At 67.9% G+C, this 12982-nt stretch carries 14 protein-coding genes; 8 read left to right on the forward strand and 6 right to left on the reverse strand.

All coding sequences use genetic code 11. The features are described from left to right. Positions 1 to 134: 134 nt before the first annotated feature. Together AC1DEM_RS01135 and AC1DEM_RS01140 are read left to right on the forward strand one after the other, a co-directional pair. A complete protein-coding gene (locus tag AC1DEM_RS01135; protein ID WP_476882711.1) occupies positions 135 to 686 on the forward strand; it encodes a hypothetical protein in 552 nt (183 codons plus the stop codon). After that, positions 683 to 1372: an N-acetyltransferase family protein gene (locus tag AC1DEM_RS01140; protein WP_476882712.1), complete on the forward strand. Its 690-nt coding sequence runs from the start codon at positions 683 to 685 to the stop codon at positions 1370 to 1372. The genes AC1DEM_RS01135 and AC1DEM_RS01140 overlap by 4 nt, the downstream gene beginning before the upstream one ends. Here AC1DEM_RS01140 and AC1DEM_RS01145 read toward each other — a convergent pair. Beyond that, complete coding sequence (locus AC1DEM_RS01145) at positions 1302 to 1814, reverse strand: hypothetical protein (RefSeq protein WP_476882713.1); 513 nt, start codon at positions 1812 to 1814, stop codon at positions 1302 to 1304. The genes AC1DEM_RS01140 and AC1DEM_RS01145 overlap by 71 nt on opposite strands. A 115-nt stretch (positions 1815 to 1929) precedes the next feature. On the opposite strand from AC1DEM_RS01145, the gene AC1DEM_RS01150 reads away from it, so the two are divergent. The 3 genes from AC1DEM_RS01150 (at position 1930) to AC1DEM_RS01160 (ending at position 4384) form a co-directional block, all read left to right on the forward strand. After that, positions 1930 to 2400 (forward strand): GatB/YqeY domain-containing protein, encoded by a 471-nt coding sequence (locus AC1DEM_RS01150; RefSeq protein ID WP_476882714.1) that lies wholly within the window; start codon positions 1930 to 1932, stop codon positions 2398 to 2400. Further along, positions 2397 to 3989, forward strand: a complete 1593-nt coding sequence (locus tag AC1DEM_RS01155; protein ID WP_476882715.1) for an ABC-F family ATP-binding cassette domain-containing protein — start codon at positions 2397 to 2399, stop codon at positions 3987 to 3989. Before AC1DEM_RS01150 ends, AC1DEM_RS01155 begins: the two co-directional genes overlap by 4 nt. Before the next feature lie 71 nt (positions 3990 to 4060). Further along, a complete protein-coding gene (locus AC1DEM_RS01160; RefSeq protein WP_476882716.1) occupies positions 4061 to 4384 on the forward strand; it encodes a hypothetical protein in 324 nt (107 codons plus the stop codon). Here the strand turns inward: AC1DEM_RS01160 and corA are convergent. Together corA and AC1DEM_RS01170 are read right to left on the reverse strand one after the other, a co-directional pair. Beyond that, on the reverse strand, positions 4381 to 5376 hold the full coding sequence (corA, locus tag AC1DEM_RS01165; protein ID WP_476882717.1) for a magnesium/cobalt transporter CorA: 996 nt from the start codon (positions 5374 to 5376) through the stop codon (positions 4381 to 4383). The genes AC1DEM_RS01160 and corA overlap by 4 nt on opposite strands. Before the next feature lie 7 nt (positions 5377 to 5383). Continuing rightward, positions 5384 to 5923, reverse strand: coding sequence for an Lrp/AsnC family transcriptional regulator (locus tag AC1DEM_RS01170; RefSeq protein WP_476882718.1), 540 nt, complete (start codon positions 5921 to 5923; stop codon positions 5384 to 5386). A gap of 177 nt (positions 5924 to 6100) precedes the next feature. Between AC1DEM_RS01170 and AC1DEM_RS01175 the strand changes: the two genes are divergently transcribed. Next, a complete protein-coding gene (locus tag AC1DEM_RS01175; RefSeq protein WP_476882719.1) occupies positions 6101 to 7342 on the forward strand; it encodes an MFS transporter in 1242 nt (413 codons plus the stop codon). A gap of 105 nt (positions 7343 to 7447) precedes the next feature. On the opposite strand, the gene AC1DEM_RS01180 is transcribed toward AC1DEM_RS01175, so the two are convergent. After that, a complete protein-coding gene (locus tag AC1DEM_RS01180; protein WP_476882720.1) occupies positions 7448 to 7945 on the reverse strand; it encodes an Lrp/AsnC family transcriptional regulator in 498 nt (165 codons plus the stop codon). A 133-nt stretch (positions 7946 to 8078) separates the two neighbouring features. Here AC1DEM_RS01180 and AC1DEM_RS01185 point away from each other — a divergent pair, with 133 nt between their 5' ends. Further along, the gene (locus AC1DEM_RS01185; RefSeq protein WP_476882721.1) at positions 8079 to 9242 is read left to right on the forward strand and encodes a trans-sulfuration enzyme family protein; all 1164 of its coding nucleotides are present in this window, start codon (positions 8079 to 8081) and stop codon (positions 9240 to 9242) included. Positions 9243 to 9293: 51 nt separating this feature from the next. Here the strand turns inward: AC1DEM_RS01185 and AC1DEM_RS01190 are convergent, their stop codons facing one another. Beyond that, positions 9294 to 10628 carry an MFS transporter gene (locus AC1DEM_RS01190; protein ID WP_476882722.1) on the reverse strand — a complete coding sequence of 445 codons (1335 nt, stop codon included), beginning with the start codon at positions 10626 to 10628 and terminating at the stop codon, positions 9294 to 9296. 92 nt (positions 10629 to 10720) lie between these two features. Here AC1DEM_RS01190 and AC1DEM_RS01195 point away from each other — a divergent pair, with 92 nt between their 5' ends. After that, the gene (locus AC1DEM_RS01195; RefSeq protein ID WP_476882723.1) at positions 10721 to 11734 is read left to right on the forward strand and encodes a LysR family transcriptional regulator; all 1014 of its coding nucleotides are present in this window, start codon (positions 10721 to 10723) and stop codon (positions 11732 to 11734) included. A gap of 172 nt (positions 11735 to 11906) precedes the next feature. Here the strand turns inward: AC1DEM_RS01195 and AC1DEM_RS01200 are convergent, their stop codons facing one another. Then, positions 11907 to 12980, reverse strand: a complete 1074-nt coding sequence (locus AC1DEM_RS01200; protein WP_476882724.1) for a nitronate monooxygenase — start codon at positions 12978 to 12980, stop codon at positions 11907 to 11909. Positions 12981 to 12982: the final 2 nt, after the last annotated feature.

Genomic DNA, 12982 nt, shown 5'->3' on the forward strand with positions numbered 1-12982 from the left:
TGTGTCAGCCCCGGACCGAATACGGCATCAAGATATTCTCCAGGAAGCCGCCCGGGGTCGATTTCACGTGCTAGGTTTGCGGGCAAAGCCGCGGCCATTGCCAGCAGCTTCCGTACTCTTGGGGGAGAGTGACGATGATCCCGAACCACAGCCAGCTCATCAATCTCATGGTCGGCGCAGACCCGGGCTTTCTTGCCGGCCGTTTCGCTACCGAATTTTCGGCGTCTCCGGGCCACGCGGGGGAGCGGGGCACATTCCGCTACTTCGGGGCCGGGTACTGGGACGTCAGGATTGACGGAGGCCCCGCCTTCCAGATGACCCCGCACGGATCGCGAATCGTCCAGGCCAACGGGTCGGCCGAGGCCTGCCTGGCCATGACGAACCCGCCACCCCAACCGCCGTGGTCCCTGGTGCTGCCCCGTCATTCGACATTTCTGGGCCGGGAGGACGATGATTGGCAGCTGGACGCCGGCTGGCCGGTCACCGGCGACCAAGACTCATGGGTGGTGCCGCTGAAGAGCCGGGAAGCGCCCGGGCTCAATGGAACCCTGACTGTGAACGCAGCAACGTACGTCATCACGCGGGCCGAACTGGGGCCCATGAGGCAGGCACTCATCATCGACCGGACCGAACCCACGGACCAGGACCTGGCGGACCTGGAAGCTTTGAAATCAGGAGCAACATGACAGCCGCAGAGTCCAGGACACGGACGGCATCGAACGTCAGTCTGCACGTCGGCGCGCCGGGGCCCGCCGTGGCCGCCGAAGCCGCAGCGCTCCTCAACGAATCCCTCGGCTCTGGTTTCGTCCGCCCATCGGCCTTGGCGGAACTCACGGTTGAGGGACGGGGAGTCCTCATCCGGGCCCGCAGCCGGGACGGCGAGCTCCTTGGCGCAACAACCGCCCGCATCCTGGACCAGACGTCCCACACGGCGCTGCGAGTCCGCCTGCGCCCGGCCACCGCCGGCGCCGGCTTGGGCGGGCGGCGGGTCGGCGAAATAAAGTCCATTGTTGTCGGCCCTGCAGCCCGGGGGATGGGCCTGGGCACGATCATGCTGGCGGCCTGCCTGGACTTTCTTGAGGCTGGCGGTTGCCGCTACGTCGTCTCCGCGTCGTGGGTCTCGGCCGATCCGCAGCACTCGTCCCTGGGGATGTTGGAGCGGGCCGGATTTGCGCAGCTGGCCACGATCCCCAGCTACTGGGCGGACGACCAGAAACTGGCCGGTTACCTTTGCCCTACGTGCGGCCCCGAGTGCGTCTGCGCGGCCATCATCCTGGGGCTCCCACTCGAGGACGGACCCGCTAGAGCTCTTCCTTGGCAAGGGTCTTTGTCTGGACCGGTGTCGGCCGGCCCAGGCGCCGGTCGAGTGTGACGCGCAGCCTGGCGGCCGCGACCTGAACCCGGTGCTGCGAGGCGGTCGCAGGGCTGGGAGCCTTCACGGGGATGTGCTGGGGAGCGAGACGTTCCTCGAACCCGTTCACGGATTTCCACGCGATGTCCAGGAGTTCGAGTTCCTCGTTCCGGGCCAACTCACTGCTGGCGAGCACCTCCAGCGCTGCCAGCCCTAGGGCTCTGGTGTCCTCGTCCTCGTCCAGGGCGCTGTCCAGCGCCCATTGCGTCCGTTTCCACCACTCGGCGCGGTCATCGGCGATGGCCTTCTGGCGCAGTGTCTGCCAGGCCATGAACGCTCCCACAGCTGCCGCTACGAGCACCGCAACAGGGGCAAGCGCGGCAACGATCTGCCACCACTCGGCCGGACTTGAGTGGAGGAAGACTTCAACCGGAACGGGGGTCGGGGCAGGCGTTGGCGGCATGCGATCAGCCTAAGCCTGGGCCCGGCCGTCCCGGACGAGGACGCGCAGTGGATAATCTCGGCGATCGGGGCTAACGGGTTCTGCCGCTAGCCTTGTCAGTAACACGAGGAGAATTATGACCACCCTGAAAGAACGCCTGCACGCCGACGTCGTGAGCCACATGAAGGACCGCAACAAGGTTGCCCTCACCACCGTGCGCAACGTCCTCGGCGAGATCGAAACCCGGGAAAAATCGGGCAAGACGCCAATCGTGCTGGATGACGCACAGGTGACTGCCCTCCTGCAGAAGGAAGCCGCCAAGCGCCGCGACACTGCCCGCATCTACACCGAAGCCGGCGAAGCAGAGCGTGCCGCCGCCGAAATCGCCGAAGCCGAGGTGATCGAGGCCTACCTGCCCAAGCCACTCACCGCGGCCGAAGTCGAGACGATCGTGGACGAGGCCATTGCGGCGCTCAAGGCCGACGGCGTCGAGTTGTCCATGCGCCAAATGGGTGCAGTGATGAAGCCCGTCACCGCTACGGTGGCCGGACGCTTTGACGGCAAGGCCGTCAGCGAAATCGTCCGCAACCGTCTCGCGCAGCAATGAGTCTGATCCGGCTGCACGACGTCGGCGTCCGCTTCGACAACACACAGATCCTTCGTGAGGCGTTCTTCCGCCTCGAGCCCGGGGACCGGGTGGGCCTGATCGGCAAGAACGGCTCGGGGAAGACCTCCATCCTCAAGCTCATCCTGGACCAGGTCTCCCCGGACACCGGAACAGTCACCGTGGAGCAGGGAACCAGGGTGGGGTACTTCTCCCAGTTTTCCGAGCTGGACGGCGAGGCGACCATCCTTGAGGTCCTTGACGGACTGTTCGTCCAGATCAAGGCCGCCGAGGCCGAGCTGGCAGCCATCGACGCCGCCATCGCGGCAGACCCCGCAGAAGCAGAGCTGGACCGGCTGATCGGGCGCCAGGCCGAGCTGTTCGAGGACATGGACCGTCTCGACGGATGGGACTACACGCGGCGCATCGCCACCGTCCTGACCACGCTGGGGTTCAGCGAGGCTCACCGCACGTGCGCGATTGACGAACTCTCCGGCGGGTGGCGCAACCGCGCTGCCCTGGCCAAGATCCTGCTGGAGGGTCCGGACGTACTGCTCCTGGACGAGCCCACCAACTACCTCGACGTAGCCGGCGTCGAATGGCTCGAAAACTGGTTCCGCGACTACCGCGGCGCGGCGATCATCGTCTCGCACGACCGGAAGTTCCTCGATGCGGTGGTTACCCGGATTATCGAGGTGGAGAACTTCCATCTGCACGAATACCCGGGAAACTTCGCCGAGTACGTTGTGCAGAAGCAGTTCCGGCTCAAAACGCTCGAGGCGCAGTTCGTCCATGAGTCCGAGCTCCTCGCCTTTGAAGCGGAGGGCATCGCCGACCGCCGCGAGGCCGCCAAGGCCGCCAGCCGCGGGTTGGGGAACCAGCTGGCCAAGATCAAGAAAGCGCGCACGCCCCGGCCCGTGGACCAGATCGTCACGGAGATCTACGGCGGGCTGCACGTGAAGGATGTCCTCTGCCGGGTCGAAGGACTGGGCAAGTCCTATGGCGAGAAAGTGTTGTTCGAGGACCTCAGCTTTGAGATCCGCCGTGGCAACAGGATTGTGGTCCTGGGCTCCAACGGCAGTGGCAAGTCCACGCTGCTGAAAGTGCTGACCGGGGAGGAACCGACCGATTCCGGTGAGGTGGTCTGGGCCAAGGGGCCCGGTTTCGTTTCGTACAACAAAATGCTGGAAGAACTCGACGACGCCGACACCGTTTCGCACGCCGTCAACGCACTGCCGGACAGCCTCGCCTTCAGCGCCACGAAGAAGTCCGTCAACAGGTTCCTCGCGATGTTCCAGTTCTCCGAGGCCGACCTCAAACAGAAGATCGGAAACCTCTCCGGCGGCCAGAAAGCCCGCGTCGCCATGGCCCAGTGCCTGCTGTCCGGCGCTTCGGTGCTGCTCCTGGACGAGCCCACCAACCACCTGGACATGTCCAGCACCCAGGTGATGGAGCGGGCGCTGCTCCACTTCCCCGGGGCGGTAGTCGTGGTCAGCCACGATCGCTTCTTCACCGAGAAAATCGCCACCCGCAAGCTGGTCTTCGGCAGCGACGGCGCGGAACCCGGCGAGGTCGACGTACTGGCGGCCTGACGGAACGTCGGGAGGACCGGGCGGGACGATAGACCCGGGCGCGGCGATCCGGGCAGCGAGATAATGGAAACATGACCAACCAGGAGCACGACCGCGACCCGTGGGAGGAGTTCGACCAGCTCAAGCCTGCCGGCCCGGACCGGGTCGCCGGCTACCCCGGAGGGGAACCGCAAGGCTTCGGTTTCCGCACGGGCGTCCGCAGCGCCCGGGTTGCCCTCGGATTTGCCGTCTACTCCCTGGCGCTTGGAAGCATTCTGGTCCTTATTGGGGCCGTCGTTTTCATTGGTAGCGGGAAGTGGCTGCTATTCGGGCTCATGGTGCTGGTCGAGGTCGTCTTTATCCTGGCGTTCCGGCGGCTCCTGGCCCAGGTCCGGGAGCGCCGCGCTTCCGGCTAAAGCCAGCCCTTTTTCTTGAAGATGGCGTACATCAGCGCCGCAGTGCCGGCCATGAGCACGATTGCCATCGGGTAGCCCAGCGTCCAGTGCAACTCCGGCATGTTGTCGAAGTTCATGCCGTAGAGTCCGGCCACAAATGTCGGCGCGAAGAAGATCGCGGCCCACGAGGAGATCTTCTTGACCTGCTCGTTTTGTTCCGCGCTGGCCTCGTTCTGGCGGTTGGCTGTCAGGGTTCCGTCCAGGGTGAGCGCGTTCTGCAGCAGGTCACGGAACGAGTCGGCGCGGGAAATCAGCCGCTCCACGTGGTCCTCGACGTCGCGCAGGCTGTGCTGCAGTTCCGTGTCCACCCGGTACTTCTCAAAGCCCCGCCGGAGCTGGTGCATCATTGCCGGGAGCGGGTGGATGGCGCGCTGGAAATGGATGACTTCCCTGGCGAGTTCGTAGATCCGCCGGGACACCAGGGGATCGCCGCTGAAGAGCTGGTCCTCGATCTCGTCGATGTCGTTTTCCAGCCCGGCCACCACAGGACCGTAGTCGTCCACCACCTGGTCCATGAGTGCATACAGGACGGCCTCGGGGCCGTGGCGCAGCAGGTCGGGCCGGCTCTCCATCCGGTGCCGGACCTGGCCCACGACTTTCGTCTCGGCGTGCCGGACGGTGACCACGAAGTTCCGGCCCGTGAAGATGTGCAGTTCGCCGAACTCCACGGTCTCGGTCTCGTCCAAGTACCGGGCAGGCCGGAGCACAGTGAACAGGTTGTCGTCGTAGCGTTCCAGCTTGGGGCGCTGATGGGCGGAGATGGCGTCCTCCACCGCCAGCCCGTGCAGGTCGAATTCCGCGGCCACGGCCGCCATTTCGTCCGGCGTGGGCCGGTAGAGACCGATCCAGGCCATGCCGCCGCGCTCGGTCAGGGTCTCGAAAGTCTGCTCGAGGTTCGTCGGCTCGGCGCTGCGGATGCCGTCAACGTAGACGGCGTTGTCGATGATAGTCACCGGGACATTATCCTTTGTTCACCTGGAGTTCGGCGGAACCGGCCCGCCGCGACGCGGACCGGCCGGGAGCCAGCTCGTTGCCTTGGACGAGCCGGCTGATCAGAGGTTCGGTTCGGTAGGGGATATGGGTGTGCAGCGCCAGTACGGTCTCGGTGCGGATGACTCCCTTGATCCGAAGGATGGACCGGAGGGCCGCCTGGAGGTTGTGCGTGTCCGTCGCCACCACCCGGCACCAGACGTCGCCGCGCCCGGAGATCTCATGGACTTCCAGGACTTGGGCGATCAGCCGCAGGGCCCCGACGACGCCGTCGAGCTCCCGGTGGTTGACCTCAATCGTCACGAAGGCGACGACGTCGTAGCCCACCGCCTCCAGATCGATTTCGCGGCCGCCGGCGTGCAGTACGCCCGAGCGCAGCATGCGCCGCACGCGCGACTGGGCGGTGTTCCGGGCGATGCCCAGGGAATCACTGAGGTCGCCGATCTGGATCCGGGGATCCCGGATCAATTCCAGCAGGATCTTGAGGTCCGTAGGGTCCAGACTGTTCAAATCATCACTCCGGTTCACTTCAACAGTCCGAGAATGACTGTTTTGCTCAATTTTGGCACAGAATTTAGCCATGAAGATCATTGGTATTGCATTCTTTAGGGACCAATCTTTCGACCGGGCCGGGCGCTTCCCCCACAACAGGGAAAGCCCGGCCCTGCATTTTGCAAGGGCACAGCCATGACTGTCTTCAGCGAACTCCGCATGCGCCCGGCCACAGCTGACCGCTGGGGCTGGGACGCTTCCACCACCGCACGGCTCGTAATGGCAGGCGTCGTGATCTTTACGCTGCTCGTCGGCGCGAACCTGGCGACGCCGCTGTACCCGATGCTGCAGGCAAAACTGGGGATTACGGCGCTCGACGTTACGGTGGCGTTCTCGGCTTACGTCCTGGCGCTCGTGGCCACCCTGGTCCTGGCCGGTCACTGGTCCGACCACATCGGACGCCGCGCCGCCCTCGTTCTCGCGGTCCTGGTGGGCCTGGCCGGAGGCTTGGTCTTCGCCACTGCGGACAGCCTCGCGGCGCTCTGCGCCGGGCGCGCGCTGCAGGGCATCGCCGTAGCCCTCGCCACCGGCGCCAGCTCAGCCGCCCTGCGCGAACTCCTGCCCAGCCGGCCGGAGTGGGCCTCCCGGTTCACGCTCCTGGCCTCGGCCGGTGGCGTCGCCGCCGGCCCTGCCATCGGCGGAATGCTGTCACTGTTGCCGGGCTCGACGTCGACGCCTTACTACCTGCACTCCTTCGTCCTCGCTGCCGTGCTGGTGCCCCTCTACCTGCTCAAGGCGCGGCCCGCCATCAGCCTGCATGCCGGTCCCCAGCCGCTGCGTGTCCTGGCGCCGCGGCGGCCGTCGGTTTCGAGTGACGCGCGCGGCGCCTTCTGGCTGGCCTCCTCCGTGGGCTTCCTGAGCTTCACGGTCTTTGGCTTCTGCCTCTCGCTCGCGCCCGGCTATTTCGCCCAGATTGTCCACGCCGATTCGCGGCCGTTGATCGGCCTGCTGGCCGGGCTGACGCTGGGCTCCTCGGCCCTGAGCCAACTGCTGGCCATCCGGGGCCGGTTTGCCGTGTCCGCCGGATTGGCAGTCCTCGGCGTTTCCGTGTTGCTCATCGCCGCGGCCGCCGCCTGGAGCAGCCCGTGGCTGCTGATCTTGGCCAGCATCACTGCAGGCGTGGGGCAAGGTGTGGCCTTCCGGACCGTCTTCAACGACGTCGCCGGCAAGGTGGAGCCCGCCCGGCACGCCCAGATCATCAGCACGGTCTATGTCATCACGTACCTGGGCAGCGCCATCCCGGTGATCGGGCTGGGGCTCGCGGCCGGGATGGTCGGGCTGCAGGCCGCCGTCGCCGGGTTCGTCACGGTGTGTGCCGCGGCCGCGCTGACGCTGGCGGCCGTGACGCTGCGAACGGCACTGCGCCAGCGGGTCTAGCCTGCCGGCGCCGCCAGTGCGCCGTGGGCAATAAGAGCGCCCACGGCAGTAAGAGCGCCCGCGGCAATAATAATGCTCGCGGGTCTGGCCTTCCGGCGGCCGCTGTTACGGCAGCGGGCCGTGGTTGCCCTGGATGTGGGCGAAGACCAGCGTGGTTTCGGTGTGGCCCACCACGGGGTCGGTGGCCAGGTTGTCCAGTACCCAGTCCCGGAGGTCCTCGGTGGTGGCCACGGCGATGTGCAGCAGATAGTCCACCGAACCGGACGTGTGAAAGGTTGAGAGCACCGCCGGGAGCTTGGGCACCCGGGCCGTGAAACGGTCGATCTGCTCGCGGTCGTGGGCCCGGAGCCGGACCGCAATGAGGGCCTGGACCGAGCGTCCGATCGCGGACAGGCTCAGGTTGGCCTCGAAGCCCTCGATGATGCCGCGCTCGGACAGGGCGCGGGTGCGCATCAGCGCGGTCGACGGCGCGATCCCCACGAGTTCTGCCAGCTGCTTGTTCGAGATGCGGGCATCCGCGACGAGGGCAGCGAGCAGGCGCTCGTCGATCGCGTCCAGCGGTTCGCCGGCCCCCGGCCGAACATTCTTCGCACTGCTGCTCACGGATCCTCCTCGTAGTGTTGTCTATTCATCATAAACGGCACTATCCGACAGTTCCATTCATAACCCCTACAGATACTCGAATTATTACCAGATACTTGCGGAATTCAATGGCGAATATTCGTAAGGAGTTAGGGTGCTCTCTCAAGATTCATTGGCGGTCCATGCGGGCCGGAACGGGCTCACGGAACTGGGTGTGCACGCGGTGCCCATCGATCTGTCCACGACGGCACCGCTGCCGTCCGTGCACGACGGCGGCCTGGCGTACGAGCACATGGCCACGGGCGGGGCACACGTGGAGGGGCAAAGCACTGTGTACCAGCGGTTGTGGAACCCCACGGTGGCGCGGTTCGAAGAGGGCGTCGCCGTCCTGGAGGGCACGCCCGAGTCTGTCGCCTTTGCCACCGGCATGGCGGCGCTGAGCGCGGTGCTCCTCGCGGTTGTGGCGGCGGGCAAGAAGCATGTGGTCGCCGTGCGGCCCCTTTACGGCGGCAGCGACTACCTGCTCGCCTCCGGCGTCCTCGGCAACGAGGTCACCTTCACGACTCCGGAGGGCGTCCGCGGCGCCCTGCGGCCGGACACCGGCCTGGTGATCCTGGAGACGCCGGCCAACCCGACCCTTGAGCTGGTGGACATCGCCCGGGTGGCTGCCGCTGCCGACGGTGTGCCGCTCCTGGTGGACAACACCTTCGCCAGCCCGGTGCTGCAGCAGCCCTACAAGCACGGTGCCGCGATGGTGCTGCACAGCGCCACGAAGTTCCTGGGCGGCCACGGTGACGCCATGGGCGGTGTGGTGGCCGCAGGCTCTGAATGGGCCGTTCGCCTGCGCCAGATCCGGGCTGTGACGGGCGGAATCCTGACCCCGTGGCCGGCCTACCTGCTGCACCGCGGGCTGGCGACTCTCCCCGTGCGGGTCCGCGCCCAGCAGGCCAGCGCCGAAAAGGTCGCGGTTGCCCTGGCCGGCCACGGGCTCGTGAAGCGGGTCTACTACCCGGGACTTTCTGAATGTGACCCGCAGGGCCTCGTCGGCACCCAGATGTCCGGCCCTGGATCGCTCATGGCCTTCGAGCTCGCCAGCGCCGAGCACGCCGAACGGATCCCGGCCGCCGTCGGCATGATCACGCACGCCGTCTCCCTCGGTGGGATCGACACGCTCATCCAGCACCCCGCCGGCCTGACCCACCGGCCGGTCGAGACAGCGGCCAAGCCGCACGCGAACCTGCTGCGGATCTCGGTGGGCCTGGAGGACCCGGCCGACATCGTCGCCGACCTCGTTCAGGCGATCGAGGCCACGCGGTAGCCCGCGGAGACGACGGCCTGGCCGGACCCGGCACCTGGCCGGACCCGACGTCTACCCGGACACCGTGGCCCCGCCGGCGGCCTTGCTCCCGTTGCGGGCAGCCCGGCCGGCGGCTGCGGGAACCGACGCGGGATGCGCGACGGCGGTGATTGCCGCCGTCGCGCCGGCCAGTCCGATGACCGTCAGGGCAAGGGCCGTCCAGCCAAGCCGCTGGAAGATCAGGCCGCCGGCCCAGCCAAGCACGCTGGAGCCGAGGTAGTAGGCGAGGTTGTACAGCGAGGCGGCTTGCGCCCTGCCTGTCGTGGCGATCAGTCCGGTCCAGCCGGAACCGATGCTGTGTGCCGCGAAGAAGCCGCCCGTGAACAGCAGCAGTCCCACCAGGATCGGGACCAGCAGTTCCGTGAGCGTCAGGGCCAGGCCGCCCGCCATCAGCGCGGTGCCGGCGATCAGGACGGTGCGCCGGCCGAACCGGGACGTCAGCCCCGCTGCCCAGCGCGCCGAGACGGTTCCGGAGAGATAGGCCAGGAAGATCAGGCTGATCGCGGTGGCCGGCAGGTTGAACGGTTCCCCGGACAGACGGAATCCGAGGTAGTTGTAGACGGCCACGAATCCGCCCATGAGCAGGAACGCCTGGACGTACAGGGCGAGCAGCCGGGGATTGCGGGCATGGCGGGCCAGCGTGCCCATGGCGCCCCGGAAGCCGCCCGCGGCCGCAACGGTGAACCCCTGGGCCCGCGGCACCAGAACGAGGAACAGGACGGCTGCCCCGGTGGCCAAAACGGAGACGGCCAGGGCCGCGGCCCGCCATCCCCACAGTTCGCCGGCGGGTCCGGCCACCAGCCGACCGGCAAGGCCGCCCAGGGTTGTCCCGGCAACGTAGCTCCCGGCGGCGAGGGCGGCGTGGGCCTTGTTGACCTCCTCGTTGAGGTACGCGATCGCGATGGCAGGAATGCCGCCGAGGGCCATTCCCTCCAGCATTCGCAGACCCAGCAGCACGGGGAAGCTGGGGGCCAGGGGGACCAGCAGGCCCAGGACGGTGGCAGCTGAGATGCCCCACATCATTGCCCGGACCCGGCCGATCCGGTCGGCCAGGAAGGACCATGGAAGCACCGTCAGGGCCAGCCCCACCGTCGCCAGGGAGATGGTCAGCGCGGCCTCGGCGGCCGAGATGCGGAGATCCGCCGCCAGGAGGGGAAGCACCGCCTGGGTGGAGTAGAGCTGGGCGAAGGTCGCGACGCCGGCAAAGGCAAGCCCGGCGAGGATCCGCCGGTAGGCCGCCGAGCCCTTCGGATGGCCCGCCCACGCAGCAGCGTTAGCCGCAGGATCAGCTGCAGGATCGGGGCCGGGACGGGGCCCTGCGCCGGAGGGCGCGGAAAAGCGTGGCATGCCCTCAGGCTAAACCTGATCGAGGAATGCTTCCAATGCATGATTTCCATAGGATAGATAGCAAAAATGCAACAGTGCACGGGGAGTGGAACATGGACGTCGAACACAAGCAGCTGGTTCAGCTGCTGCCCCTCCTGCCGCTGCTGGCAGAACTGGGGCGGACCGAGCACATTACCGAGACGGCCGAGCTCCTGGGCCTGCCGCAGTCGACGGTGAGCCGTGCAATTGCGCGGGCCAGCGCCATCGTGGGGACGGAGCTCTTGATCCGGGACGGCCGCGGTGTGCGGCTCACGCCCGCGGCGAAGGCACTCCTGCCCCACATCGAGGCCGCCCTGGACGAATTCCAGACGGGGCTGGATCTTGTCCGGCACGAATCGGAAGTGGTCCGCGGCCGGATCGCGGTTTCGTTCCAGCACACCTTTGGCGAGGCGATGCTGCCGCTGCTCATCAGTGCGTTCCGGAGCCGGCACCCGCAGACTGCTTTTGACCTCAGCCAGGGCGCACGGGACGGCTGCCTCGCGGAACTGGCCGCCGGCTCCGCGGACCTGGCGCTCACGGCCCCCGTAGCCACGCCAGGCAAGAGAATCGGGTCGGCCGCGCTGTACCGGGAACCGCTGCGTCTGGTGGTGCACCACCGGCACCCCCTGGCCGGCCGCCGTCGGGCCCGCGTCGCCGAAATCCGGCAGGAGCCGTTCGTGGCGATGGGGTCCGGTTACGGCATGCGCTCGCTGACCGATGCGTTGTTCCGGGAGGCGGGGTTCCGCCCTCGCATTGCCTTCGAGAGCCAGGACTCGCACACTGTCCGCGGGCTCGTCTCGGCCGGCCTCGGCGTCAGCATCCTGCCGCCCGGCGGCTCCGCACCCGGCAGAGCCGCACCAGACAGCCCCCACCAGCCGGCTGGCGCGGGAGCCGACGACGGCGGGCCCGGGTGGGTGGAAATTCCCCTGGATTCGGCCCTGGCGTTCCGCGAGATCGGCCTCGCGTGGCGGGAGCGCCGCGGCGGAGCCGATGCCGAGTCCGATCCCGTGCGCTTGTTCCGCGAACTCGTGCTGCGCGACGGGCCGGCACTCCTGGCAGGCTTCGTGCGCGAACGCTCGGACGGCTGAGCCGGGGCGATGGAGCCGGGCCCGCGCCATGCGCCGAAGTCGCCGGAAGCGTGCACCATGGTTGTCGAAGTCGCCGGAAGGGGCCGAGGACGCCGGAAGGAAGCGGCGGTTTCGCACGTTTCCGGCGAATTCGGGATCCTGTGGCGGGCTGGGCTGCGGTTGGCAGCGGCGGTCAGCGGCCGGCGAGCAGCCCGTGCACGACGGCGGCGACGGGTCCAGCCTGCGCCTGCCGCCAGCCCGAGCCCGCCCACAGGTTCAGGCGCTCCGGGTCGCCGGCTGCGGCGGCGGCGGCCCGGAGGGGAGCCGTCAGGTGGTGGATCGCAGGGTAGGCAACCGGTGCCTCGGGGTGGTCGCGGACGAATTCGTTCTCCAGGGCCCGGGCCTGCCGGCCGGTGAAGGCGCGTGTCAGCCGGGTGCGGGTGAAATGCGGGTCCGCCAGTGCATCCTTGTGCAGCTGCCTGGCGCCGCTTTCGTCCGTGCGGAGGAAGGCGGTGCCGATCTGGCCTGCTGCCGCTCCGGCGCGCAGCACCGCGTCGAGCCCTGCCGCGTCCATGATGCCGCCCGCGGCCACCAGCGGCAGGTCGACGGCGGACCGCACCTCCGCGAGCAGCTCCGCCGTCGTGCCCGCCGCCGTCCTGCCAAGCGGTGTCCCGCCAAGCTGTGTTCCTTCTAGCTGTGCCACCGACCCCGGTAGGAACGCCGCACTGTGTGCTCCGGCGCTCGTGTGCTGCACCACCAGGGCGTCCACGCCCTGCTCTGCCGCCTGCACGGCCTCGGCCGCGCAGGTCACAGTGGCAAGCACCACCGATCCCGCCCGCTGCAGAGCACGGGCAACGTCGACGCCGGGCAGCCCGAAGGCGAAACTGACCAGCTCCACGGGCTCCGCCAGCAGGGCATCGATCTTTCCCTGCCACTCGTCGTCGTCATCGACGCGCAACTGCGGGAGCTCCACACCGTATCGCCGGGCATCGGCCTGCAGCTGCAGCCGGTAGTCCTCAAGCTCCGCCAACAGTGCCGCGGACGGCCGCAACTGGGCCGGATCCGGGACGAACACATTCATGCCGAAGCGGGCGCCGGACTCCCGGACGGAACGGATTTCCGCCTGCATGGCCGCCACGCTCTTGTAGCCGGCCGCCAGGAAGCCAAGGCCGCCGGCGCGGTGCACGGCCTCGACAAAGGCCGGCGTTGACGTTCCCCCGGCCATGGGCGCAGCGATCACGGGGGTGCCGAAAAGGTCGTGGGGCATTG

The sequence above is a fragment of the Arthrobacter sp. 05T420 genome (assembly GCF_056396305.1).